The 24,678-nt window shown below is 48.6% G+C and carries 22 protein-coding genes and 2 pseudogenes; 9 read left to right on the top strand and 15 right to left on the bottom strand.

Going from position 1 to position 24,678, the window contains the following annotated elements:
* The 5 genes from CTZ24_RS07530 to CTZ24_RS07510 all read left to right on the top strand — a co-directional run.
* On the top strand, nucleotides 1-261 hold a 261-nt coding region (locus CTZ24_RS07530), incomplete at its 5' end, for an integrase core domain-containing protein (RefSeq protein ID WP_208723573.1).
* Between the two features lie 22 nt (nucleotides 262-283).
* Nucleotides 284-2,494: a type I secretion system permease/ATPase gene (locus CTZ24_RS07525; protein ID WP_208725516.1), complete on the top strand. Its 2,211-nt coding sequence runs from the start codon at nucleotides 284-286 to the stop codon at nucleotides 2,492-2,494.
* The gene (locus CTZ24_RS07520; RefSeq protein WP_208725212.1) at nucleotides 2,487-3,719 is read left to right on the top strand and encodes a beta-barrel domain-containing protein; all 1,233 of its coding nucleotides are present in this window, start codon (nucleotides 2,487-2,489) and stop codon (nucleotides 3,717-3,719) included. The genes CTZ24_RS07525 and CTZ24_RS07520 overlap by 8 nt, the downstream gene beginning before the upstream one ends.
* A gap of 4 nt (nucleotides 3,720-3,723) precedes the next feature.
* Entirely contained in the window at nucleotides 3,724-5,043 is a 1,320-nt protein-coding gene (locus tag CTZ24_RS07515; protein ID WP_021182723.1) for a TolC family protein, read from the top strand.
* A gap of 244 nt (nucleotides 5,044-5,287) precedes the next feature.
* Nucleotides 5,288-5,473 (top strand): ribbon-helix-helix protein, CopG family, encoded by a 186-nt coding sequence (locus CTZ24_RS07510; RefSeq protein ID WP_208725211.1) that lies wholly within the window; start codon nucleotides 5,288-5,290, stop codon nucleotides 5,471-5,473.
* An 84-nt stretch (nucleotides 5,474-5,557) separates the two neighbouring features.
* Here the strand turns inward: CTZ24_RS07510 and CTZ24_RS07505 are convergent, their stop codons facing one another.
* Nucleotides 5,558-5,821 (bottom strand): hypothetical protein, encoded by a 264-nt coding sequence (locus CTZ24_RS07505; protein WP_021182721.1) that lies wholly within the window; start codon nucleotides 5,819-5,821, stop codon nucleotides 5,558-5,560.
* A 799-nt stretch (nucleotides 5,822-6,620) separates the two neighbouring features.
* On the opposite strand from CTZ24_RS07505, the gene CTZ24_RS07500 reads away from it, so the two are divergent.
* The 3 genes from CTZ24_RS07500 to CTZ24_RS07490 all read left to right on the top strand — a co-directional run bounded on the left by CTZ24_RS07500 (nucleotide 6,621) and on the right by CTZ24_RS07490 (nucleotide 9,081).
* Nucleotides 6,621-6,944 carry a hypothetical protein gene (locus CTZ24_RS07500; RefSeq protein ID WP_208725210.1) on the top strand — a complete coding sequence of 108 codons (324 nt, stop codon included), beginning with the start codon at nucleotides 6,621-6,623 and terminating at the stop codon, nucleotides 6,942-6,944.
* A gap of 673 nt (nucleotides 6,945-7,617) precedes the next feature.
* Nucleotides 7,618-8,541, top strand: coding sequence for an LAPAL motif-containing putative phage structural protein (locus tag CTZ24_RS07495; RefSeq protein WP_208725209.1), 924 nt, complete (start codon nucleotides 7,618-7,620; stop codon nucleotides 8,539-8,541).
* 291 nt (nucleotides 8,542-8,832) lie between these two features.
* A complete protein-coding gene (locus tag CTZ24_RS07490) occupies nucleotides 8,833-9,081 on the top strand; it encodes a DinI-like family protein (RefSeq protein ID WP_208725208.1) in 249 nt (82 codons plus the stop codon).
* Between the two features lie 888 nt (nucleotides 9,082-9,969).
* On the opposite strand, the gene CTZ24_RS07485 is transcribed toward CTZ24_RS07490, so the two are convergent.
* The 4 genes and pseudogenes from CTZ24_RS07485 to CTZ24_RS07465 form a co-directional block, all read right to left on the bottom strand.
* Nucleotides 9,970-10,173 carry a hypothetical protein gene (locus CTZ24_RS07485; RefSeq protein ID WP_208725207.1) on the bottom strand — a complete coding sequence of 68 codons (204 nt, stop codon included), beginning with the start codon at nucleotides 10,171-10,173 and terminating at the stop codon, nucleotides 9,970-9,972.
* A gap of 430 nt (nucleotides 10,174-10,603) precedes the next feature.
* Entirely contained in the window at nucleotides 10,604-10,810 is a 207-nt protein-coding gene (locus CTZ24_RS07480; protein WP_208725206.1) for a hypothetical protein, read from the bottom strand.
* A 35-nt stretch (nucleotides 10,811-10,845) separates the two neighbouring features.
* Nucleotides 10,846-12,108: pseudogene (umuC, locus tag CTZ24_RS07470) on the bottom strand (translesion error-prone DNA polymerase V subunit UmuC).
* Entirely contained in the window at nucleotides 12,108-12,347 is a 240-nt protein-coding gene (locus CTZ24_RS07465; protein WP_208725205.1) for a DNA polymerase V, read from the bottom strand. The pseudogene umuC and the gene CTZ24_RS07465 overlap by 1 nt, the downstream one beginning before the upstream one ends.
* 656 nt (nucleotides 12,348-13,003) lie before the next feature.
* Here CTZ24_RS07465 and CTZ24_RS07460 point away from each other — a divergent pair.
* Entirely contained in the window at nucleotides 13,004-13,900 is an 897-nt protein-coding gene (locus CTZ24_RS07460; RefSeq protein ID WP_208725204.1) for a hypothetical protein, read from the top strand.
* 123 nt (nucleotides 13,901-14,023) lie between these two features.
* Here CTZ24_RS07460 and CTZ24_RS07455 read toward each other — a convergent pair whose 3' ends face one another.
* The 10 genes and pseudogenes from CTZ24_RS07455 to CTZ24_RS07410 form a co-directional block, all read right to left on the bottom strand.
* Nucleotides 14,024-14,221, bottom strand: a complete 198-nt coding sequence (locus CTZ24_RS07455; RefSeq protein WP_208725203.1) for a hypothetical protein — start codon at nucleotides 14,219-14,221, stop codon at nucleotides 14,024-14,026.
* Between the two features lie 8 nt (nucleotides 14,222-14,229).
* Nucleotides 14,230-16,305, bottom strand: a complete 2,076-nt coding sequence (locus CTZ24_RS07450; RefSeq protein ID WP_208725202.1) for a putative phage tail protein — start codon at nucleotides 16,303-16,305, stop codon at nucleotides 14,230-14,232.
* A gap of 58 nt (nucleotides 16,306-16,363) precedes the next feature.
* A complete protein-coding gene (locus tag CTZ24_RS07445; RefSeq protein WP_208725201.1) occupies nucleotides 16,364-19,444 on the bottom strand; it encodes a host specificity factor TipJ family phage tail protein in 3,081 nt (1,026 codons plus the stop codon).
* Nucleotides 19,441-19,821, bottom strand: a complete 381-nt coding sequence (locus CTZ24_RS07440) for a nitrite transporter (RefSeq protein WP_208725200.1) — start codon at nucleotides 19,819-19,821, stop codon at nucleotides 19,441-19,443. The genes CTZ24_RS07445 and CTZ24_RS07440 overlap by 4 nt, the downstream gene beginning before the upstream one ends.
* Nucleotides 19,822-19,831: 10 nt before the next feature.
* Nucleotides 19,832-20,314 (bottom strand): DUF1833 family protein, encoded by a 483-nt coding sequence (locus CTZ24_RS07435; RefSeq protein ID WP_208725199.1) that lies wholly within the window; start codon nucleotides 20,312-20,314, stop codon nucleotides 19,832-19,834.
* On the bottom strand, nucleotides 20,311-20,775 hold the full coding sequence (locus tag CTZ24_RS07430; RefSeq protein ID WP_208725198.1) for a hypothetical protein: 465 nt from the start codon (nucleotides 20,773-20,775) through the stop codon (nucleotides 20,311-20,313). Before CTZ24_RS07430 ends, CTZ24_RS07435 begins: the two co-directional genes overlap by 4 nt.
* A complete protein-coding gene (locus CTZ24_RS07425) occupies nucleotides 20,775-23,468 on the bottom strand; it encodes a phage tail length tape measure family protein (protein WP_208725197.1) in 2,694 nt (897 codons plus the stop codon). Before CTZ24_RS07425 ends, CTZ24_RS07430 begins: the two co-directional genes overlap by 1 nt.
* The gene (locus CTZ24_RS07420) at nucleotides 23,449-23,754 is read right to left on the bottom strand and encodes a phage tail assembly protein T (RefSeq protein WP_208725196.1); all 306 of its coding nucleotides are present in this window, start codon (nucleotides 23,752-23,754) and stop codon (nucleotides 23,449-23,451) included. The genes CTZ24_RS07425 and CTZ24_RS07420 overlap by 20 nt, the downstream gene beginning before the upstream one ends.
* Before the next feature lie 20 nt (nucleotides 23,755-23,774).
* Nucleotides 23,775-24,176, bottom strand: coding sequence for a phage tail assembly chaperone G (gene gpG / locus CTZ24_RS07415; RefSeq protein ID WP_208725195.1), 402 nt, complete (start codon nucleotides 24,174-24,176; stop codon nucleotides 23,775-23,777).
* A gap of 30 nt (nucleotides 24,177-24,206) precedes the next feature.
* Nucleotides 24,207-24,671, bottom strand: a pseudogene (locus CTZ24_RS07410) (phage tail tube protein); the annotation flags it as partial.
* Nucleotides 24,672-24,678: the final 7 nt, after the last annotated feature.

Genomic DNA, 24,678 nt, shown 5'->3' with positions numbered 1-24,678 from the left:
GAAACGCGGGCGTTCGCCCGGATGCTGGGGCTTGAGCCATGTACGACCGCAGTTCGTAGCCCGGAAAGCAATGGCATAGCAGAAAGCTTCGTGAAAACGATAAAGCGGGATTACATCAGTGTGATGCCAAAACCGGACAGCCAGGTAGCGGTGATGAACCTGGCGGAGGCGTTCAGTCATTACAACGAACATCACCCGCACAGCGCGCTGGGATATCGCTCGCCGCGGGAATATATACGCAGAAAGTTATCACAACCGTAAGAGAGAAAAGGCGTCTGGATATATAGGGTCAAATCCAGAAAATCTAAGTCCCCCTCCGGCTGAAAAGACGGAGATTGATACTTTACTTCATGCCGTCACATGGCTGGTGAAACACCACGGGAAATCCGCCAGTGAAGACGTGCTCTATGCCGGGCTGCCGCGCGGCGAACGACTCACACCCGATATTGCTGTGCGCATGCTGGAGCAGGCCGGAATTCAGGCCGGTTGGGTTGAGCGCGATATTCTGATGCTGTCAGAATCGCTCTACCCACTGATTATCACCAACAAACGCGGTGAATATTGCATCCTCCAGGAAAAGCAGGACAAACAGTATACGCTGCTGTCGCCCGCTGACGGCCAGATACGCCATCTTTCTGCGGAGACGATGGCAGAGGAAGTAGCCGGGTTTGCTTTGCTGTCGAAAGTGAAGATCCAGCCGACTGCACGCGGAGAAAAAGATATCCTGCCGGAGATCGACCAAACTGGTCACTGGCTATTTTCCAATCTATGGCGTTACCGCCAGTATTTCTATAGCGCCGCGCTGGCAGCACTGCTCGCCAACATCCTGACCTTGTCGACCACCTTCTTCACCATGAACGTTTATGACCGCGTTGTGCCAACCGGTGCTTACGCCACCTTATGGTCATTAGCGATTGGCGTGCTGATCGCCATTAGCTTTGAGTTCACCGCGAAGCAAATCCGTTCGTGGTTGGTGGATTCCGCCGGGAAAAAAGCGGATTTGGTGGTGGGTTCACTGCTATTTCGCAAGACACTGGCGATCCGTATGGAGTGCAAACCACGGTCGGCCGGTTCTTTTGCTAACCAACTGCGTGAATTTGAGTCAGTGAGGGATTTTCTCTCCTCTGCAACCCTGGCGACATTGTCCGATCTTCCCTTCTGTTTACTGTTTATCGCCATTATGTTTGCCATCGGTGGACCACTGGCGTTTATACCGATGATGGCGATCCCGGTCATTATCATCGCTGCCGTGGCGATCCAGTGGCCACTGTCTCGTTATATGAAAGAGAACATCAGTGAAATTTCGCAGAAACAAGGGCTGGTGATCGAAACTATCGTGGGGCTGGAAACCCTCAAAGCGGCCAAAGGTGAAGGCGTGATGCAAAAACGCTGGAACGACTTCAGCGCGCTGGCTGCCGCCTCTTCAATGAAAACCCGTTACCTCTCAACCCTGACCAGTAACTTTGTCAGTTACGTGCAACAGGTTTGTACCGTGTTGATCGTTCTGTGGGGTGTGTATCTGATTCATGCCGGTGACCTGACTATGGGTTCATTGGTGGGGATGGTGATTCTTTCCGGACGTTCTTTATCGCCGCTGGCGGCTGTGGTCGGGCTAGCCATTCGCTATCAGCAGGCAAAAACCGCCCTGATTTCCCTGAACCAGTTAATGGCGATGCCGACAGAGCGTGACCAGCAGGCGCATTTCTTACCCTCACCACCGCTGAAAGGCGAGATCGCATTGCGTCAGGTGGGCTTCCATTACCCGAAAACCGGGATCCAGGAGCCAGAGAAAATTCTGCACCCGTTGAATCTCAATATCCGCCCCGGCGAACGAGTAGCCATTTTAGGCACTATTGGTAGTGGAAAATCGACGCTGTTAAAACTCCTCGCCCGTCTCTACCTCCCCACCGCAGGAAAGATGACGATGGATGGTCTTGACGTGAACCAGATTGATCCCGCCGACTGGCGTTCCGCCTGTGGCTATGTTTGTCAGGACAATCGCCTGTTCCAGGGAACGCTGCGGGAAAACATCATCATGGGTAATCCCGCCGTGAGCACGGAACGCTTTTTACAAGTCGCAGCACTTGCCGGTATCGATGCTATCGCCCGCCGCCATCCCGCAGGATATGACATGCCGATCGGCGAAATGGGACAAGGACTTTCCGGTGGGCAAAAACAACAAGTTTCGCTTGCCCGATGCTTACTGCTCGATCCGGCCATCATGTTAATGGACGAACCCACCAGCTCCATGGATAGCAACTCAGAAGCGCAGTTTATTGCTCGTCTGAAGGAGGTTATTCAACAGAAAACATTGGTCGTTGTGACCCATCGAATCCCGGTGTTGAGCCTGGTCGATCGCATAATCGTGTTGGAAGACGGGAGAATTCTGGCCGACGGACCTAAGGCGCAAATTATGGCCAAACTCTCGCAGGCTTCAGTAGCTAAAAATTCATCACGCACCGCACCGCCACGTAAGGAGACGACGAATGCGTAACACTAAAGAGTCGAAAACGCGTCTTCAGGCGGAAGATATGTCCTTCCTGGACGATTTGCAAAACGCCATCATTATGCAGAAGACGCCAAAAAGTATGCTGGTGCTCTGGCTGCTGGTGATTGTGGTCGTAACATCACTGGTGTGGGCGCATTTTGCTGTGGTTGAAGAGGTTACCAAAGGCGAAGCTAAGGTGATCCCTGCCAGCCATGAGCAAACCATTGAGAGTTTTGAGGATGGCACACTACAGGAGCTGTACGTAAAAGAAGGCCAACTGGTCGAAAAAGGACAGCCGCTGCTGAGACTCGACTCAACGCGCTCAGAAGCCAACTATCAGGAGGAGTTGTCCAAGTCCTACGGTCTTCAGGGTTCCATCGCCCGTGCCCGTGCTGAAGCCTATGACTTGCCACTGGATTTCCCGGACGAGATAAAAGATTTCCATACTATTGTTCAGGATGAAACCAAGGCGTATCAAACCCGACGCAAGCTGCTGGACGATAGCATCAGCTCCCTCTCACATAACCTCGAGCTGGCGGAAAAAGAGGTGAGCCTGTCCGAACCGCTGGCGAAGCGTGGACTGATCTCTGACATGGAAATCCTGCGTTTGCGCCGTCAGGCGAATGATCTCCGGGTGCAAATCGCCGACCGTACCAACAAATATCGTTCTGATGCCAACAGCGAGTTAACGCGACTGGAGTCCGAGTTTGCGCAGGTCGAAGCCCGTCTGGTAGGACGTAAGGACGTCATTAACCATGCGCTGATTACGGCACCGGTTAAAGGGACCATTAACAGTATCAAAACCACGACCATCGACAGCGTTATTTCTCGTGGGGAGCAGATCATGTCGCTGATCCCTTCTGAGGATAATCTGCTGCTGGAAACGCGTATCAAACCCGCTGAAGTGGCATTTCTACGTCCGGGTCTACCCGCCACGGTAAAAATCTCGGCGTATGACTTCGCCATTTATGGTGGGCTCGACGGTGTTATCGAGAGTATCAGCCCCGACACCATTATTGATGAAACCAAAATGCGCTCTGGCCGCGAAGATGCGACTTACTATCGTGTTTATGTCCGCACGCACGGCACGGATTTACAGGTTAAAGAGAAAAATTTTCCCATTATTCCGGGAATGACGGCCAGTGTAGAGATTAAAACGGGTGAAAAAACCATCCTGTCTTACCTGCTCAAGCCGGTTTTAAAAGCGCGCGAAGCATTCAGGGAGAGATAATAATATGCGCAAGACATTCATTACGCTGGCACTACTTGCCAGCAGCACCGGGGTGATTGCCTCACCGGATGCCATCCAGTCCGGCACCTTCGATACCGTGATGAACAAAGACACGCGTACTTTGTTGGCGAAGATGGTTAATCAGGCATTGAGTTACAGCCCGGAAATTCAGGTTGCCGGAGCGGATAAAACGGCGGCCAATTACGACATCGATCAGGTAAAAGGTGCGCGCTGGCCGCAGATTCAGCTGGGCAGCACGGCACCGATGGCCTCTTTTGGCGGTGGCAGTGAAACGACCAATAATCGGCTGAAAGACAGTAGCTTTTCAGTCAATGTCACCACCACAATTTTTGACTGGGGGAAAAATCGCGAAAATATTGGCAGCGCGACGCAGCAATCCCATGCCGCAGCACACCAATATGAATTTGAGAAACAACAGATTGCCTTCAACACCCTGAGTCAGTTGATTGAGTTGAGCCGTTATCAGCAAAATCAAAAAATTACGCAGGGTTACGTCAAGCGCATGCGTGAGCTGGTTAATATGCTGGGTGAAATTACCCAGACGGATGCAGGCCGCTACAGTGAGCTGGTGCAGGCCAGAGCCAAACTGCTCTCCGCTGAAACGTCCCTGGAGCGAATTAACGATCAGCGTCGGCAATCAGAGATCATGTTGCAACGCCTGACTGGCGATGCTGTCACGTTACCTGAAAAACTCGACTGGACAATGCAGCCCATTTCGACCGCCCTGGTAATGAGCAGGGTGAGCAAGCATCCCTCCCTGTTAAAAGCCGAGGCGGAAGCGCAATCTGCTCAGCACTTGACTGCCGCAACCAAAGCGAGCAGCCTGCCGCAGCTCAACTGGGTGGTGTCAAAAAGCACGGCAAAAGATGGCAATGGCAAAGCCGGACAGTGGTACACCGGCTTGAATGTTCAGTGGAATGCCTTTACCGGTGGTTCAGAAAAAGCGGCTGCTCAGGCGTCTGCTGCCCGTGCTTCAGCCAAAAAATCGCAGTATGCCCAGACCAAAATGGATATGGAGTATCAGGTGCATAACCTGACCCAAAGCCGCGATGCCGCCGAAGCACAAAGCCGGGAATATCAGAAGCTGAGTAAAGAAACCGATCAGGTGAGCAAAATTTACTATGAGCAATGGTTACGCCTGGGTAAAAGAACCCTGTTGGATGTGCTGACGGCAGAAAACGATCGCTATAACAACCAGGTTGCAACGGTCAATGCCCAACATGACATATACAGCAATAACGTTAAGTTGGTGGCAACTGCCAGTATGATCTTTGACTGGTTTGATCTTCGCCCTGAAACATAACAAGAGAGAAACATTCGCATCTTGAGGGGGGACTGACTTCTCTCCCCCCTCTTCCTCCGGCGTACATAATTTCGGAGTTTTTAAGTCGTGCACATAATTGAAAAAAACTTTTCTAAACAAAGAGTAAAACACGAAATCAGCTACAATTAACTCGATGTTCAAGACGCTTTACGGGATCACGCAAGTGCTCAGGATGAGAAGGGAACTTTTAGCCGTTCATGTCCCTGATACCAAGGGGTTAATCATGATTCAATCAGCCAGTGATATTCAGAAACGTAGCGATGAAAAGCGCGGCATCAAACCCAAAACCTATAAGCTTCCTTTGGACACAATTGCGCGGATTGAGTTACTCGCCAGCCAGGGTGGTATGTCCCAGGGAGCGATTATAACGGCAGCCATCGATATCTATGAGCGGTCGCTTAATCAATAACAACAAGCCAGGTATATTGTCGCGGCGAGCGTAATTACGCCGCGACGATTCAGTGCAAACAAACGTTTGCACAGGTTGCGTCCATTAAGTCAGTTCTCTTACCAATCTCACACCCGCCTCTGTCAGCCTGACTTCATAGTACCGTGTGATATCAGTTGGCAAATAGGCAAACTCAACCAGACCATCGCGCAGCAGTGGTGCCAGACTGCGGCAATTAACTTCCTTTAGCTTGCGAGTTTTGTCATCACGTCTGACTTCCAGCCCTATTGCTTTGTCACCGCGGAGTAAATATTTCGCTCCTTTCAGCATGCGTTGTAGGGCGTTACTTTTCTCCAGTGAAATAATCATTAAGTTCTCCCGGCAAAAGTTGCTAACGGTAGTCACTCATATTTCCCCAACGTTTCCCGCATCTGTGACAGGTGACTAACTCCCCGACACGCCGCGGATCATGACCCGGTTGTGATTTGTGAAGATACTGTTGCGATAGTTTTAACAATATAACCGGTATATATCCGACTAATAAGCCGAAAAATCATTAGGCATTCTCCTGGATCTCCAGGATATCTGTACGTGGGAAGCGATGAAATATTAGCCTGACAGATATTACATGAGGGATTGGCTTGCGTGGTATTCAGACCGCACAGTCACGCCAGAACAAAAACAAAAAAACCGCCCTTGGGCGGTCACGACATCACTGCTTATTGCTTTGATTTTATTCGGTTTTATCGGCAGATAAATATGGTGCCCGGGGCGGGACTTGAACCCGCACGACCTTACGATCGAGGGATTTTAAATCAGGCGCTTTTCTTATTAATAACAATGCTATAAACAATATTTTCATAAAATGAGACCAATAACCTCACACCATCTATCAATAGCTTGCGGGTCATGATGCCCTGATATTATGAAGATTTTCCCTGCCACTCTGCCACTTCGCTAGCGTTTGGTAAAAGGCCGCCTGTCATCAAGTTGTCACTTCTACTTCCCTGTGATGTTGACCATGCTTTCATTGGAAATGTTTGGCATAGGATTGTGCCTAGCCCGGCCAGCCACCGCTGCCGGGCTTTTATTTTCCTGAATATCATTCATCCAACAAATCATCTGCTATTACTGTTTAGCACATACAGAAACTGCATTGAGGTGTTATATGGTCGATGATTTTTTTAAATACCGATATGGTTGGGAGAAGTTTCATGGTGCCGTTCATTCTCTCTCTGGGGAAGGCACCATTCTGGAGCGGCTAGAGAATGCATACGTTTTTCATATCATACACCTGAGAAAAGAGAACGACATTCCAATAGAGTTACATGAGCAATTTGATGAGGTAGTTTCTCTAATGACTAATGCTGATGCACCAGAAGGCCGTGTGAATGCCGCAGTCAGAGCTATGGATCAGATGACTAGAAGTCGAGTTATAGAAAATATAATTAGCTTGTACGACAGTCTTTGCCGCTACATGCCAAAACATTAATTACTCCCAAAGAAGCTCGGAAATATGCGTTTCCGAGCTTCCTTCCCCTTCCTGGTTTTAACTTTTGCATATCATGAATGTGATGTTATGAGTTAGAAAATCATCTAAGAACGTCCAGGAGCGCCGATTTATCACGGTTGGACAACCCCTTACAAAAGCATGATTATGAACTTAGTCGAACTTAGGCGTTAATTTTTGCCCCACTGGTGCCCCATGCATGCCTCAATATCCAATCGGCAGCCATTACCTATCTAACCCCCACGCCACGCTACAAGATGCAGTCACCTCGATACATACCTGACAATCACTGATCATCTGTCAGGATGGGCTAACCGCCCGGACCAAGATATTATTTAGGGTATGTAACTGAGTTAATGATAATTTATCAGCGGCATCTCAGTGGCCGGAAGAGACGCTTTGCTAAGGAAATGGCATGTCAGTTTACACGAAGATAGCAATACCGATGTTTTGCGTAGCGTTTGCCATGTTCTACCTGGCTCGCAAGAGGCGTGATAAGAACTTTAAGATACCGGGGCTAGCCATGCTATTGGCTGGCTTCGTTAACTTAGTGCTCGGTCTGACTATAGGTTAGTGGCCGGAAGAGACGTTTAGCTGAATCCCCGATTTACTGTATAAAAAAACAGGTTTAGACTAATGCACAGGATAGGCATTTATGGAAAGTGATGATATGAAGTTTCGTATAATTTATGACGGTCCAGCATTGGAAAATCACGATATGGATGTTCGTGATTTGGCTCCGGCATTGATTGCACTTTCCGATGTTTTCGAGGAGGCAGCAAAAACCCTTTACGGCAAGAAAGCGACAGTAAGCGTGAAGGTGAATGCTTCCTTTAAAGCCGGTTCTTTTGGCATAGATCTGCTAGCCAGTTCACCGTCATGGATCAAGCAAGCTGTTGAATTTCTCTCTGGTGAGAATGTCTCCGCAACTCTTAACTTGATAACCCTTTTGGGATTAACAAAGGTTGCTGGAAAGCAGGCATCAAAAGGTCTATTAGACCTTATCAAATGGATTGGCCCAAGAAAAGTAAAGTCAATTCATAAGCTTCCGAACAGAAACGTCAAGATTTTCATTGATGATGAAGAGGAGGTTTTTGAAGAGGAAGTAGTTGAACTCTATAAAAATTATAAGCTTAGAGAAGCACTGCAGGATGTCATAGCCAAGCCTCTTGAGAGGGAGGGTATTGACTCATTTGCTGCCACCGCTGATCAGGGGAAAACTTTCATAACTGTCACCCGTGCAGAATCTGAATATTTTTACGTAGATCGACCCGTCGACTCGATTCTGTCTGAAAGCGTGGCTGAGAAAGCCTTGCAAGTAATAAGCATCTCTTTTAGTGAAGGCAATAAGTGGAGGTTCTCTGATGGTTCAGCTTCTTTCTTAGCTGAAATAACCGATGAAAATTTCTTGCATGACATTGATACTATGAGATTAAATTTCTCCAAAGGAGATATGCTTTTAACGGATTTGAAAGTGACTCAGTACATGTCAGGCGACTCGATAAAAACCTCTTATGAGGTTACCAAGGTAAAAAAACAGATCAACCCGCAGCGCCAGATAGAATTCCCCTTTGAATAAGCATTCAGCATACATTCTAGCCCGCCGCTGAGCGGGCTTTTTTGTGCCTATAATGGGCGAGATCCCAAAACCATTGCGCTGACACCTGCACCACCTGCACTTTTTCGTAGTTCCTGCACTTACTTTTTCGGGAGAGCCAGCATATCCCGGTAGTCATTAGCCGCAGACGGAAATTCCATGATTTTTACCTCTGCTGTTGAACTGTATAAAATCACAGCATATAAATTAACTGTACATCTATCCAGCACCCGTTTCAGGTAGTGGACATTAAAATAGTAATCAGGGGGAAGCATGGTTGTTGAAGTGATGATCGCGAAGGAGAAGGCCAAAGGTATGCCAAAGGGCGCTATGGATGCGCTGCGGGAGGAACTCATAAAGCGACTCAGCCGGAGCTATCCCGATCTGAATGTCGTAGTGAAGACCGCGAGTAATGACGGACTGTCAGTGCTGAGAGCGAAAGATAAGGAAGGCGACAAAGAAATTGTTTCGCAGGTACTTCAGGATGCGTGGGAATCCGCTGACGAATGGTTTCATGGCTAATACGAATGCCGCCTGGCTTGCACAGTCAGCATCTGAGTTTAAACTCAAAGGGTCATGATACACCTTTAGCCCGGACAAACTTATCCCACTGCCCGGGCTTCTTTTCGGATTCACAAAAAAATGATTCGACTTAATAGAATAAAATCATAGTTCACAATATGTACCAATAATTCAATGTCGCTATTATAGTGATGCGCAGCACAAAGTAATGTGTTGCGCCGAGATGGTTTCCATTCTTTGTTTCATGCCTGCTGAGAGCAGGCTTTTTTTGCGCATTTTACTGTGATGGCTAAAATTACCTATGCGGCATTTCTGTCCATTAGCCGTGATGACCAAATACATGGATGAAATTGCCCGTGCTGATGGTATGGCGCGGGCTTTTTTATATTTATCCTTTAAATCGTCGGCCCTTCCCCATCCCAGTTTCTTGTGATCACCTAGGTAATAACACCGGTCACGGTCACCTCCCCCAGCGGCGCGCCCTCAAGTGTGTCTCCGTCCTGGAAGATGATGTAACTGGGTCCGATCATCCCAAATTGACAATCCCTTAACGCTTCAAAGTAATCCTTAAATCCCTCTTTTGGCCGGACAAATTCGTTTGCCAGAATAAACCCTCAACTGTCGGCGCAACCATTGTTGCAGCCATAGGTGTCGGGAATGAACTATGCTTAAGTAGGAACATTAAGTTGCTTGAAAGGAATTCCACATATGAGACGTTCGTTAAGTTGGCTGATGATTATCTTTGTGAGTCTGCTTGCTTTGGCGGGATGTTATCACTCTGATCGACCGATTGGCCCTGATGGTCGCCCAAATGTACCAGCTGAGCAATCAATTCCTGGGGGGCCGATGAGCAAGGGGCCGGTCGGACAACCTCAAGCATAGGTAGCTTTAATTACACCCTCTTCTAAGAAGATTTGCTGCATCCTTTGCGATGGCCTTTACGGGCAATTCTTTCGATGCAGCTGCGATACGCTCTAGTTCGTACAAAATATTGGCCCGGTTCAGTGGGATACCTTTCGCACTCAACTCAATCACTGCTGTTCCTATTGCACAACCTATCATCCCTGCTCTCTGAGACTTCAGTTCTTTCATGTATACGTTACGACCATTAATTTGACTTAGTAATAAGCATAGAACGTATCGATGAACTTTTCCCTAGAATGAACTCCTTAAAAATCATATAGATTAATCATTATGAGGATTTCTGTACCTGCTAAAACAGCATTTATTCACTTAGCAAGGACAGGTTGTACCAGTTTCAAAATATTTATGTATAATGCTTGTTCATACATTGTATGGGCAAGCTACACACAGCATGCGTAGCGAACATGAGAGATTTGCAATTTGAATTAATTATACCTGCTCTGGGCGGGTATTTTTTTGCGCGTCATTGGCATTCTGCTAAAGTTAAGAGGTGACATGTTGAACCACCATGACACTTTCAATTCAAGTATCGTATCCATGATAAATATTGCCCGCTCCTGCACTCCACCCGCAGCGCGGGCTTTTTTATGTTTTTCCTTTAAATCGTCGGCCCTTCCCCATCCCTGGTTCTTGTGATCACCCAGGTAATAACACCGATCACCGTAACCTCTTCCAGCGATTCACCCTCTATCGTGTCGCCGTCTTCACAGATGATCGCGCTTTTCTCCAGTCGGCCAATCTGATACTTATCCCAGGCTTCAAAATAGATTGTGTCACCCAGCACCGGCTTAACTGATTTGTCCACGACCACATATCCATCAGGGGTATCAAGTATGTGTGTCATCTCACCACTGGCAGATCCGAAAATCTGGTGGTGTATGCCGGAGACAGCATCTAGCGTTTCATATCCCACGCTTTCTGAATGCCCTGACCTGCGAACCATAGTTTCCCCTTCCCGCTCTGGTTAAGGCCATCAACGACTCTCATAAGCGCTTCGCTGTTAGCCTGTGGTTGGATTTCATCAAAAAGATTGAGCTGAGCAACACCCTGGCTGAAGAAGTCGCCCAGCATCACACCTGCTTTCATATAACGGTGTCCGGGTATCCAGATACGCTCCAGTGCTTCCATTGCCATCCGGATGATGTCCCGTGTGTCATTTGATGGAGTCAGCAGTTTCCCTGTGGCTTGGTTGCCATAGAACACCTCGTTTTCAGCATGCGGGCTGGTGCGAAGGAATACGGCAATCTGGCGGCAATACTGCTTTTCGCCTCTCAGTTTCTCAGCCGCTCTCTCCGCATAAGCACAGATGGCCTGCCGCATGTCGCTGTATTCCGTAATACGGGAACCAAACGAGCGTGAGCACACAATCTGCTGCTTTGTCGGCGCGAACTCTTCCATCTCAAGACACGGCTCGCCACGTAATTCACGCACAGAACGTTCCAGCACCACATTGAAATGCTTCCTGATGATGTAAGTGCTCTGCTCAGACAGGTCTCTCGCGGTTGTGATACCCATCGCATTGAGCCTTTTACTGATACGGCGGCCAACGCCCCACACATCCTCGACCGGCACCAACGCCATTAGTTTGCGCTGGCGGTCAACATTCGACAGATCAAGCACGCCACCGGTTTTAGTCCACTTTTTGGCGGCATGATTTGCCAGCTTTGCCAGTGTCTTGGTCGGCGCAATGCCGACGCCCACAGTAAGATGCGTGTCCCGCTTTATCCGTGCGCGCACTTGCCGTCCAAATTCTTCCAGTGAGTGATGCCTCTCCATGCCTGAAAGATTCATGAAGGCTTCATCGATGGAGTAGATTTCCACTGCCGGTGCCATTTCCTCAAGGGTGGACATCACGCGGTTAGACATGTCGGCATACAGCGAATAATTGGAACTGAAGACATGCACTTTGTGGCGGCGCAGCTCGTTCTTTATCTTGAAATATGGGTCGCCCATTCGAATGCCCAAAATTTTAGACTCTGCCGATCTCGCTATTACGCAACCATCGTTGTTTGAAAGAACCACTACCGGCTTGCCTCGCAGGTCTGGCCTGAATACCGTTTCGCAGCTCGCATAGAACGAGTTCACATCAACCAGGGCAAACATCATATCCCTCCGTTCGGGTTGAACACCTGAAACAGACGTTCTTCCCCCTCTGAAGTGGAGATATCACGGAAAGTGGTTGTATGCGTCTCGATCCACTTATTGGCGGCTCGCAGCGTGTAATGCCAGTTTAGCCGGTCGAGTTCCTGCACAAAGTCGAGAGTGCTGATAGTGAAGCGGCCAGAGGCATCGCGTTTTATCGCCTGTCTGAAGGCAATCATGATTTCATAGTCGCGTGGCATCGCCTGCTACCTCTTGATGATTACTGTATATGCAAACAGTATTATTGATCGATAGAATCGATCAAGTAAATCATCGGAGGTTTTTAAGAAGGGGTTGTCGGGAAAGGATATTTAGATGTGGCGCAAACTGAGGATGGTTGCACCATGATTGACATCACAGGTCATAACCTATATGGATGATCCCATGTAAAGCATTTCTCTCACTGCTAAGGATTTTTTCCCACAACTAAGCCTACACTAATGCGGCTCTATAGCGTTGTCCCGTATGGGGTTAGATTACCAGCAGACAAATAATACGACGCAACGCATATCGTTAACATCCGCTATAGAAACCCAGGATTTACCTTAGATTTATGAAAATAATTTGTTGGAATATTTAACTCATATGCAATATGGTTATCTTAGCAATTGATTATTCTGATATTAAATCTCAAATGAGGATTAAACAGCTTATGTTTTTTAATTTTCATCATACTATTAAATAGTAAAAAATGATATTCTAATTTTTAAATTTGAATTGCAAATATAAGCAAGTATCTTTTTCTACTTTATATAGCTCATTAGTAAATGCATATGGAAATAGATATAATTATTAGCCACAATCTTGTTATTTAGTATGATTAAAAAACACCAACATGACATTAAGGATGTTTAAAATGGGATACATGGTTCTTCTTGGTGCAGGTGCAAGCTTCGGTAGTGGCGACGTTACTCCCTACCCACCACCTTTAGGAAACCGTCTGTTCGAAAAGCTTGATGGGAAAGGAGGGGTTGCATCAAAACTACCTCAAGATTTAAAAGACAAGTTCATTAATAACTTTGAAGAAGGAATGGCTGATTACTACGTTCGTTACAATCAAAATATTATGAGCTTCCAGCGGGAACTGGCTGGATACCTTGTCAGCTTTACACCTGGAGATAACAATCATTACAAAAACCTTATCAACTCACTAAATAACAAAAGGGTTGTTTATAGCAGTTTAAATTACGATATATTATTTGAACTTTCTGCATTTCAATTAAATCATAATATCACTTACCACAATAAACATGAAGATGGTTACATTAGGCTATTAAAAATTCACGGTTCAAGTAACTTCTGGCCTGACCTCGGTAATACAACATTTAGAAATTGCGAAGTTTACGGAGGCGGGATCGCTGATATAGATACTTTGGCAGAACCAGTGAGTCAGGAGGAGTCAAAAAGGAGAGCTATTTTTGAAAATAGCGTAGCTCCGGCAATTGCCATGTATGCAGAAGGTAAAGCAATAAAAGTTTGCCCAAGATACATACAGAAACAACAACAAATGTGGAACGAAACTCTTACATCGACTTCAAAGATATTCATTATCGGGGTGAGAGTTCATCAAGCAGATGTGCACATCTGGAAGATGATAGCTGACTCTAAAGCAGAGGTGCACTATTTTGGGCGTCAAAGTGACGAAAATGAATTTAATGCATGGAAAAATGAATACAATAGAAAAAATACATTTTTCTGGAAGCTAGACTTTGCTGACGCAGTTAACACCATTAAGAACCTTACTCGTTCATAAAAAACATTTGATACATGTAAAAAAAGAAAGAGCAAAAACAAGCAGCTAAAATAGCTGCTCTATAACTTAGTTAATTAGTTGCCATGCTGACAACATCCATTCAGAATGGTTTGCATAATTTATTCAGCTTACTAATTGCCAGGTGACATTGGTCTTTTCTGTCAGTTCGGTATCTTCCGATACAGCATTACTGACCATGTCAAACCGTTCTTCCGTTGTCGTTGCACTGCTAAGGTCAACATCATAGTTTTTTTCAACCGGCATCGGCCCTGCAATTGAACCATCTGCCTGCGTATACCAGACTCGTACCTGAATTGTCATAAGTCACCTTAAATAAGATTCGGGATTACATCGTCATAATCAACGACAGCGCCGTTCGCGGCACGTAGGTTAATCTGCGCATACGCAGCACCGGCAGGAACCACACCACTCACAAACCCCGCGATCACTGTCCAGTCAGTATTTGCGGCGGTAAGGTTTGAGCTGTAAGAAGCATTGGGAATTTGCACTTTTTCGTAGTTATAGAAATCAATACTTAACGTTCCTGAGTTTCCACTGGCCGCAGCAGTTATAACTCTTCCCCATGCCTGCGTGGAAAACGTCACTCCTGGCGTCACAGGAAAACGCTGAACTGCGTAAATGGAATATCCAGATATGGATGTCAGTCTTAATCCATAGCTCCCGTTCTTAGCAGCCTCTGCAATAACCTGAGCGGTCTGTGATACCTGAGATGCGTTGTTAATTTCCCAGTGTGTCAGGCCACCAGTTTCAAAGCCCGGATCACTTATTGGGCTACGCCTTCTGGACAGCGGGGCCTTTACACCACCAGACGTGTAGTCGTAAGAGCATCCGGTTGCAAACACAAAAGGTGCATCGTTTACCCACGCGCGAATGCTATTAGTTGTTTCCAGAGGGTAATTATTTGACTGAACTTTGACATTGGTAAATTTGAACGTTGAGTTAGCGACACCTTTGAAAGGAGCATCAGTAAATAGCTCAGGGCTGTTCATTACAATTGTTGCATCAGTTATCGAGGCTTCAGAATGCAAACCAGTGAGTTCAACATAGTTATAAAAATTCTCTGCTTTCGGATTCTCAATATTTCCAAGATTAAAGAAAAAATGAGATGCATTACCTGACATGAGAACACGGGTATTCACTATCGATGTGTTTACAAACATTATAGAAAAGTTGCTACATGCAACTTCAATCGGGCAGTTTTTACTGTCAGCAAACCAGCATCCATCAAAAGAGATATTCTCGCCTGAGTTGGCAATCCCATACGGTGCATAAAACTGATGCTCAAGAGGTGAGTTAAATCCGCAATTAATGAATTTATATCGCCATGTGTTAGGTCCGCAGTTAATATTTTTACCAAAATCATGGAAAGAGCAGTTCTCAAGGATACTCTGCCCATTGTAATCATTCGTATCATGCCCGGTTAAAATACCGGTCTGGCCTGATGTCCTGCTGCCGTATCCATGAATGCCGATCACGCGGTTGGTGGTATTGCGGTTCATCCCGTCAGGGTATCCGGCAGACGAGAATACACGTAATCCCGCGCTGTTACTCAGGCCGGTGAAATCAATCTGCGCCGCCCCAAACGGGCAGGTTAAGCTGAAAAACCCGATATCAACAGCGATTGTCTGTGTGGCTACGTAAGCTCCGGCACCAATGCAAATGCCAACTTTATTGGCTTTTGCATACACAGCAGCGCGCGCATAGGCAGTATCAATATTCTTTGATGCCGGGATACCACACCACTCAACATATACAGCGTCAGCGATTTTACGTTTCCACCGTTTTCCGCCTGCTGTAACAATAACGCTCCACCCATCATCTGCGGATGTCGAATCAGAGGCATCACAATAAAAGTTTCCGTCTGCCCATGATTTATACCCGGATGCGTAGATAACAACCTCGATCTTTTGCCCGTCTATAGTAGGTTCAACGGACCGGAGTGTTGCGATATTCGCACAGCGCCCGATGTATTTTAAGCCGTCGCTTGAACCAAGGTTTGCGCGAAGAGATGCATCGCCAACAGACACCCAGGCACCAATAGCCACACCACCCGCAGTTGCCGGAGTTGAACCAGCCGTAACGATTTTCGGCAACGTGCCATCCCAGCGATAGTATTCCCCTGTAGAGGTATCGCGCAGAACCTGATTTGGCAGGGTCAGCGTTGCACCAGCCTGAAAGCTGTCCATCGTGATGTAGCCATAATTGGCAATGGCGCGCTGGTTCTGTTTTTCAATACCAAACCACGTTAATCGGGAAACACCCAGGCGGTCCGGCCACGTCTCGTTGCTTAAATCATTTTCGCGGTGATCCAGATTCTGCGCGTTGTCATACAAATCTTTCGCAGCAGCAGACCCCAGCGGGTTTCTGGTGTTGTAAGTGGTCATGCGGGCCTCATAAAAAGAAAACCCCGCCATAAGACGGGGTGTGCCGGATTTAGGTTGGTCAGGTTGAGGACGTTGAATCGGTGTCGCCGGGGTATACAGCATCGTCATAGCTGTAGAAGCTATCGCGGTATTCGTTTGCTGTTACCTGGCATGTTCCATCAGACTGAGGCTCTATTTCAGCGATTAGCGCGTCATACCCGACACGGGAAGAATCACAGAAAATCAGCCTCGGTGGCTCAATGGCCGGATCATTCATAACAATTTCATCGAATGCCGTAAGATAAGGCACCGACAGTTGATAATCCCCTACTCTGGTAGCCACCATAAGCCCAGATGCTGTTCCGTCCTGGTAGCGTAGAACTGCACGCGGACTATCAAAAGACCAGTCCAGCGGTTCACTGACAGTAAATGTCGTTACGTCATCCACAGTGGCCATTGCAACAGCGAGGCATGAAACCGTTTTATTTCCCGGAATATCGTCCGTGAAGATGATGCGATCGCCAACGTTGTAGCAGAGCGCATCCATTTCAGTTGTGGCCGTGAACGTCAGTCGTTGCCGCTGATATTTCATCAGGCGGCGCATGCCAATCTGATAGGCTTTATCCTGATCTAACACGCCATCAAGGGTATAGGACTCGATCTTTGTCGGTGTTGGATTCCCCGGCAACCGGCATTGCACGGTTTCCTCTGCCCAGGTACTGCCGTTGATGTAGGTTACATCAACACCATCATAATCATCATCCGAAGGGGCAGAAAAAGAGGTTTCAAGGTGGTCGGTGGTTTCCTGTGGGCTGATAATTCCGGTCCAGGTTTTCACCCCTTCACGTCCTACCGATGCCAGTCCATCACTTAACAGGAAATAACTTTTACCCGCGTTCGTGATTTTCTGAAGAATGTCGAGAGCTGACGATGAGTCGGAACCGGATGAATCGGAAGAGAAATCAAAATAATCCGCTTCGGGAGTCCACCAAGCTGATTCCAGCGCCACAATGGTTTCCTCATCCATATCAAGACCCAGCGAATTACCAACGTGCAATAGAGCGCCGGAGATCGTTCTTGCCGTTCCGGTGTCATACTGTCGCGTCGCGACTACGTTAACCCGTCTGTCTGACTGTGCGGCCAGCTTTCCACCCGTTTCAACGGTGACACCCATAAGTGTTACGCCTGTATAAGATGATGGCCTGGTAAGCAGTCGCCCACGTAATGCCTGCCAGTACATCGAATCACGGGCGTTATCGCTTCCCTGCTCATTCAGCCTGCGACAGCGAACTTCAATCAGACCCGCAGCAGACGGTGTAATTCTCTCCGTGAACCCCAGTCCGTTGATGTTCTTAAGACTGTAATTACCGGTATGGCTGATCCATCCGGTGCCCGAGCCATAGACACGATACTGAATTTCCCACTCTACGGTACGGCTCTGCTTTTTCCCTTTGCTGTTAAATCCACATATGCCACTCGGAAATGAAAAATTCACCTCAAACATATCGCAGGTTTCATTTTCAGGGCAGGCCAGAAAAGGTCCCATCCAGGTATCGTTATCATTGATGCCGCTGGCTTCATAATCGATCATCGTCCTGGACGAAAAACCGGGCCATGCCTCATCAACCACACCATCTATCAGGCGCTGAACTGTAGCTGTGGCCCCGGAGGCAGAAACAATCTGGTATTCATAACCACGATGGGAAACTGACAGACGCTGCTGGCCGGTTGGAACGCCGGTAAATGCTGTGCCGGTAGCGCTGTCGTAACCCAGAGTGACATTAGCCGTTACTGCAGCACTGCCGCCCGATGATGCTGTACCAGCCGTGTTTACAGGGGATGCTCCGAATACGCCTGATGGTAGTGACGATGTCGTGATGCTGCCGCCAGCATAGGGGCTTGATGGCTCAGTGATCAGCACCGTACCGCTGATGTCCTGCGCGGCCAGTCCGGAACCTTCCAGCGCTTCGGTAATGGCCGCAACCAGACCGGACATCGTGACGTAATCAGCTATCAGGGATACGGTGTAAGTTATACCCTGCCAGGTCACGTCAAACGTGGCTGTATTTGTCGAAAAATCATACGTTGTCGGCGCTGCGCTGGCCTGAACAGATGCCGCGCTCCCACCCGAGCCTGGAACGGCTGCCTGTGTCGGTGTATAGCTGGCAATAAAAAGCTGATAATCGATGCTGCCGTAAGTCATTGTCACCGGCATACCAACATATGGATTTATTTCAGACAGGAAGTCACTCGCCAGCACGCTGTAACCGGAAGATGAGCTGACGTTGAAGGTCGTCGGCGCAATAATCTCAACGGTCGCCCCCTCTACCCACGAATCCGGCAGTGCTTCATCATCATCGTCCGTATCATCGTCATCATCAGTATCAAGGCCGGTGAAGGACACGCTGGCACCGGAAACCGTCATACTGTCTGCAATGATGTCATCGGCTTCCGGGGCAGTCTGCGCCATATCCAGCCCTGAGCCTGATGACGTGCCTCCGACTTCGGTAGATGAAAACCAGTTTTCACTGCGCTCATCACCAGAAACATTCGCACCAGGCTGGTAAACGGTATAATTGAAACCCGTGAGAGATGATGCTGGCGTATCCCCTACCCGGATATCACCATCAGTAAACGCGAAATTACCCATCCCGACGCAGATCAACATGCTGACACGCATGATAGTGGGATCGGTGGAATCAAATCGGGTTACGGGAGAAACAACATAATCCGGGTAAATACGGGTCCGCCCAAAGACCTCACGGATCGCATCGCCAAGTTTTGCTGAGTTGGCCTCAGCCGGATTCAGGTCCAGGCTTTTCCCGGTTGATGATGTATATGAACCGGTGTCCATATTTGCCATCATAAAGATGGAATACGCAGCCGCAGCTACTGACACCGCCACGGCTATCCACGCCAGTGTTTCTATCCCGTAAGGGACCGGGTAAATACGCACATCGCTGGACGGCGAAATATGGCACTCAAACCAGACAGATGATGGTATCTGTTTACCGTCAACATCAATGCTGATGGGATGCGCTACATCAGAGTGAAATCCCTTAACATTCGCAGTCAACCAGCCATGAACTGTTGTTTCACCATGCTGATGCACCTCCAGAGGCTCACCAGGGAGACGGGAAGGAAATATGCTTATTGTCACTGCCAGAACTCCACTTTAACAAAGCGACGCCTGAAACGGGAAAGCGGCAGAAAAGTCACGTTGGTGCCAGGATTGCATTCAGCCACATGCAGAAGGCCGTTAATTTCGACCACAATACCCACATGCGTGACTGCTGCCCCTGAATAGCAAGCAACACCTGCGCCTGCACATGGCTCACATTTCTCAAGAGACAGCATTAGCTTTCTGGCTTCACGGTCGAGACCGTTCCCGTCTTTAGTTACACCTGAAAAATCAGGCCATTCAGAAAAGCCAATGTCACGGCGGATTTCATTCACAATGCCGAAACAGTCAAGTTCAGGATATACGCGGCCACCCTTCAGCCAGGTGACTGAACGGTATTTATCTGGATCAAACAAAGGATTCTCCTTAGCTGATGTACCGAAGCCCAGGGTAATACGGAAGCGTGTATCGGTTACGCGGCCACGCAGTATCAAGAATGTTCATGTAGCCTGCCTTAATCTGCACCTTCAAAGCCGTCCAGGAACCAGATTTCACAGCCAGTGTGTAGGGTTTGGATGCAGGTGCACTGAGGTCAGTCGAGATGAAATTGCGATACTTGAGCGTGGCGCTGCTCAGGTTATCCAGCGCTGCTCGGATTGCTGTGGATACCACACCTTCGATATTACTGATGGCAAACTGTAAATCCTGAGTACCATCACTGTTTCTTGCCGGAAGGGCTATATCAATAGCGCATGCCTTGAATGTTACAGTATCGCCATCCTCGGTCACTGCCGTAATGTCCTCATAACCTTTACAAAGATAATGGACCTCATCACCGATACTGATTTCCAGTGTTTCAATGATGACTTCATTACCGGATGAGGCATAAAGCCGGTTAAGCACCGTCATGATTCAGGCCACTCACGATTCATTGCACGATCAATAATGTCGTTGTTAACGACAAAATCCGGGAAATCGGTCCACTCCGGTGAAATAATGGGACGCTGCCATAATTCAATCGTGGCCGTGTACTGCCAGAATTTACCCGCCAGCAACATTGGCCCTTCATAAATATCAGTAAACCTGCACTTATACAGTTCAACACCAAGCGGTGTTTTCACTTTCATATAGAACCATGATTCACCGTCAGTAAGACGGTCTCTGTACCAGGCTTCGAAGTACTGCGCCATGCCCTGTTTTTTGAAAAACCATTTAAGCGGAACCTGAGTCGGAACTGAGGTGTAAAGCCGCCTCTGCCTTGCACGACCTGACGTTAAATTAGTTCGCAAAAAAGGGCTTACAGGCTTGAATGACAGATCGGACTGAAGAGGCAGAGGAAGATAATCATGGGGATAATAAATATCAGCCATTAACCTGTTCTCCTTTTATTGGACCATCCTGCTGCTAATGCCTTTGATACTCTCCCCCGACCGGTCGCAATATGATCCGTAACCAGTTGGTAGGTCTCTTTGCCACCCTGCGCAACAGCGTCCTGAATCATCTGCATTGTGCGCTGGTCCGGGTCTCCATTTACCTGGATGGTCGGTGAATAATGGAATGCATTTTCGCCAGCCTTTGCCTGCTGCTGACCGCGCAGACTCTCCAGAGTGGAGTCCAGTTTTGCAGATGTCTGAGCTGTCATCACCCGTTCACCTTTTTGCAGCAACCATGTGCCTGTTTCCGGCACAGCATCAATACCGTCATGCGCCATCCCCGTCAGCGCCACTGACTGGATATTTGAAACAATACTTGCCGTGGCTGCGGCCACAGAGGCCATTGCGACCAGGTTGTAGGGGAACGGATTTGCCGCTGCCTGAGCGATGCCTGTCTGGATAGCGACCATAGACTGAGCAATTGCATAGGCTTTATCCGCAATAAAAGCTGCTTTGTAGATTGCTGATTTCTCGCCAAATGCCGTGCGTGTGATATCCACAACAGAGTCCAGACTGGACTGCGTGGCGCTGCTGATGATTTTATTTTTCTGATCTTCAATGCTCTGCTCGGCCTGTGAGTGCTTCTTACGCAGTGCCTCTTCCTGCGCATCCCACTGAACATTGAGATCGGAACGCTGCTGCCTGTACTGTGCGAGCGAGGCCAGGTTGCTCTGATACCATTTTTCCAGCTCTGAGGATTGCTGATCCAGTTGCGATAACTGGTTGGCATCTCCGGCAAACGTACCCGACAGCGTGCCGCCAAATTCGCTGGATTTCCTCACAGAACGCTGAACGTCTTTAGGCAAATCCGTAAGGGATTTACTCGCCACATCCCGAGAGGTTTTATCGTAATCTGCCTGCGATATGCCACCCTCTGCTTTCAGGCGATCCAGTAAATCAAGCCGCTGTTTGGTGATGCTGAGCGTTTTCTCTTCTTTACCGCGCAGGTCTTCCTGGAGCTTAGCCAGCGCCTGCTGCGCTACAATCTGGTCACCAAGACGTGCATTAACCTCTGCCTGCGCCAGGACTTTATCTTTACTGGCAAGCAATGACTGCTCGTCTTTGCTCAGGGCACGGTTTTTCGCTGCCTCTTCCAGTACAGAAAATTTCGCTTCGGTTTCCCACAGGGTTTTACGTTGCTGGCTGATGGTGTCATTGATACCGGCATGCTGCTGGAGCACCTTCAGCTGGGTCTGCAACGCCAGGGTTTCAGCATTTACACTGTCAGCAGCCTGATCACCGGCTGAAACGCTGTATCCTTTCTGTTTTGTTGTCTTGGGGTCCTTATACTTCTCTTCAATCCCCTTTTTAATCTGCGCGATTTCCTCATCGCTCAGCGCCTGATTAAGTTTTCTGCGCTCAGAAATATACTGATTCAGACGCTGATATTCAGCGGTGCGCTGCTGTTCCTTTGTCAGACCGGCATCAGAGATGGACTGAAAATGCTGCTGATTTAACAGCGAGCTTTGTTCAAGCGTGGCCTGCTTCTGCTTTTCCTCCGTTTTCTGCTGTTCGGCATGAAGCTGGTCAGTTAACGATGACACCTGCTGCCGGGCCAGATCGCGCGCATTTTCCAGACCCACACGCTGCTGACCCTGTGCGCTGGTAGATCGCAGAGCCTGATCAAGCTCATAGAGCTTATCTGTGGCATCCGCCAGTTGTGACTGAAGTGATTTGGCACGGCCAATATCAAGCAGCGCATTCCACATGGATTTGAAGGCGTTACCGACGCTGTCAGCAGCTGTTTCCAGCGTACCCATATTGTTCTGGATATCACCGGCCATTGTCTTAAATCCCTGTGCAGCAATACCATTGGCATAACTGAGGGCGTCGGTATACTTACCGGCGTCCTGAAGGGATTTGACGTAATCCAGCTGCTGAGCAGTAACGTTACCGTACTGCTTCGCCATTGCAGTCAGACCGCTGGTCGGGTCTGATGTTATCCGGCCAAAAACCGCAGCCAAATCGGCAACCTTAGCGCCGGTTGCATCTGACAGCGAGGAAATGGATTCAGCGACTACCTGATAATCACTCCCCAGATTGGCCCCTGCCTGGGCAAGAGCAGTAACAGCTGCGGTAGCACCACTGAACGAGCTGCCCGCTTTTTCGGCTGACTCAGAAATAAATAACAGATTGTTGGCAGTCTGACCGGCACGGTCGCCCGTCATGACCAGGGCTTTATTAAACTCACTGGTAACCGCCTGACCGGTGGCAAAAGAGTAAGCCAGTGCACCGGCTGCTGCTGTCAGCCCAACAACACCGGCCATAACCGGATTGATGGCCCCAAACAGCGCGCTAAAAGTCGGGCGCAGACCGCCGAAAGAGTCTTTGATCTGGCCGCCCTGCTGCAACAGAATAAGCCAGGGACTCTGGCCCCCCGCTAACTGAGTCGCGATGTCGGTGAACTGTGCAGGCAGCGTGCGCATAGCTGCCTTATATTGACCTACGGATATCCCGGCGCGTTTTGCGGCCAGCTCCTGCTTACTGAATGCATCCTGACCGGCCTTTCCTGCTGCGTCAGAATCCTTACCCATACCGACAAACTGTTTGCGTACAAAAGCTGTCTGCTCAGTAAAGGATGAGGAATTAAGATCGAGATTGACGACCAGATCACCCACTGACTGGGCCATAACGCACACCTCCGGAAATACCTTCAGCGAGCAACATCAGTTGCTCATCGCTGGGTTCAACATCTTTTTTATCAGGGTGCAGCAGACTGAAACTGGCAGGCGTCATGTCGTTTTTGCACATAAGAGAAATCACCAGGTGGCTGAGACTGGCAAAATGCGCATCTAAAAGATGGTCGTTGAAATAGTGGTCCCGATAAAACTGTGACCATTCACGCAGCTCCGTCGAAGTCATGCCGGAAAGCATTGCCCGCCAGTCCGGACGTCCGAACTCACGGGCCAGCCGCATCACGAACCTCAGTTCCCCGGCTATGACTTTTCCGCTGTGACAGCCTCAGAGACTGGTGCACCTTCAGAATCAGACTGTTCCTTGTCATCCGGTGGCACCATTCCCGACAGGATTTTAATCTGCCGGTCGGCCTCACCCAGTGCGGTTACCGGCCACGTAGCAAGAATTTCGTCATAAAGCTCCGGCACTGGAGGGCCTTTCCTGTCCTCGTGCCACACTGACATAGCCACCAGCATGGCACTTGACCGGATACCCATTGCCACCAGCTCAGCGTGACGAACTGAAGGATCACCTTCTGCCGGAGGTAACTTCTTTTCCATCTCCGCCAGGTAACTCAGGTATTCGATGCGCTGAAGCGCTGACAGCTCATAAAGCGTCAGACTTGCCCCGGCGAAACTGAATTCTTCCGTTTTCAGAAACATGGTTGCTCCTTATGAACCAGACTCAGCAAGTTGATTCTCAGCCAGCAGCGGCTTGCCTTTATTGGCGATTTTAACCGTGCGGGTTACCACCTCATTGGCTGCGACCGCTTTCCCCAGACTGCTGACCCATCCGGTAAACACATCCACCACACCGTTGGGGTATTTAATTTTGTAAGGCTTGTCACTGCCATCATCAAACCAGGCAATAAGCGTTTGCTGGCCGGTTTCGCCGGGTTTCCATGCCAGTGTAAAACTCGCTTCCCCTGCTGATTTCTGTCCCTGAGTCGTGGACGCCCAGTCTGCGTTATCATCATCCAGGTAGGAATCATCATAAGAATCAGCAGTCAGCTCAGCAGGTGTCAGGTCCTTGATTTGCGCCAGGCGGGTCCAGTCATCATCTGATGTCGGATTGGTATATGCATCCCCGTTGCCGCTGTACATCCAGAGCGTGGTACGGGCACCTTTTACAGGTGTGGTTGGGTCATTTGCCGCCATAATTGCC

This window comes from Pantoea phytobeneficialis (assembly GCF_009728735.1).
GTDB classification, from domain to species: domain Bacteria; phylum Pseudomonadota; class Gammaproteobacteria; order Enterobacterales; family Enterobacteriaceae; genus Pantoea; species Pantoea phytobeneficialis.
Note: the sequence above shows the minus strand (reverse complement) of the source record. Positions and strands in the feature narration are given on the sequence as shown.

Excerpts from the sequence above, each read along its gene's own strand:
- CTZ24_RS07520 (WP_208725212.1), top strand. The coding sequence starts at position 2,487 with ATGCGTAACACTAAAGAGTCGAAAACGCGTCTTCAGGCGGAAGATATG.
- CTZ24_RS07515 (WP_021182723.1), top strand. The coding sequence starts at position 3,724 with ATGCGCAAGACATTCATTACGCTGGCACTACTTGCCAGCAGCACCGGG.
- CTZ24_RS07510 (WP_208725211.1), top strand. The coding sequence starts at position 5,288 with ATGATTCAATCAGCCAGTGATATTCAGAAACGTAGCGATGAAAAGCGC.
- CTZ24_RS07505 (WP_021182721.1), bottom strand. The coding sequence starts at position 5,821 with ATGATTATTTCACTGGAGAAAAGTAACGCCCTACAACGCATGCTGAAA.
- CTZ24_RS07500 (WP_208725210.1), top strand. The coding sequence starts at position 6,621 with ATGGTCGATGATTTTTTTAAATACCGATATGGTTGGGAGAAGTTTCAT.
- CTZ24_RS07495 (WP_208725209.1), top strand. The coding sequence starts at position 7,618 with ATGGAAAGTGATGATATGAAGTTTCGTATAATTTATGACGGTCCAGCA.
- CTZ24_RS07490 (WP_208725208.1), top strand. The coding sequence starts at position 8,833 with ATGGTTGTTGAAGTGATGATCGCGAAGGAGAAGGCCAAAGGTATGCCA.
- CTZ24_RS07485 (WP_208725207.1), bottom strand. The coding sequence starts at position 10,173 with ATGAAAGAACTGAAGTCTCAGAGAGCAGGGATGATAGGTTGTGCAATA.
- CTZ24_RS07465 (WP_208725205.1), bottom strand. The coding sequence starts at position 12,347 with ATGCCACGCGACTATGAAATCATGATTGCCTTCAGACAGGCGATAAAA.
- CTZ24_RS07460 (WP_208725204.1), top strand. The coding sequence starts at position 13,004 with ATGGGATACATGGTTCTTCTTGGTGCAGGTGCAAGCTTCGGTAGTGGC.
- CTZ24_RS07455 (WP_208725203.1), bottom strand. The coding sequence starts at position 14,221 with ATGACAATTCAGGTACGAGTCTGGTATACGCAGGCAGATGGTTCAATT.
- CTZ24_RS07450 (WP_208725202.1), bottom strand. The coding sequence starts at position 16,305 with ATGACCACTTACAACACCAGAAACCCGCTGGGGTCTGCTGCTGCGAAA.
- CTZ24_RS07435 (WP_208725199.1), bottom strand. The coding sequence starts at position 20,314 with ATGACGGTGCTTAACCGGCTTTATGCCTCATCCGGTAATGAAGTCATC.
- CTZ24_RS07430 (WP_208725198.1), bottom strand. The coding sequence starts at position 20,775 with ATGGCTGATATTTATTATCCCCATGATTATCTTCCTCTGCCTCTTCAG.
- CTZ24_RS07425 (WP_208725197.1), bottom strand. The coding sequence starts at position 23,468 with ATGGCCCAGTCAGTGGGTGATCTGGTCGTCAATCTCGATCTTAATTCC.
- CTZ24_RS07420 (WP_208725196.1), bottom strand. The coding sequence starts at position 23,754 with ATGCGGCTGGCCCGTGAGTTCGGACGTCCGGACTGGCGGGCAATGCTT.
- gpG (WP_208725195.1), bottom strand. The coding sequence starts at position 24,176 with ATGTTTCTGAAAACGGAAGAATTCAGTTTCGCCGGGGCAAGTCTGACG.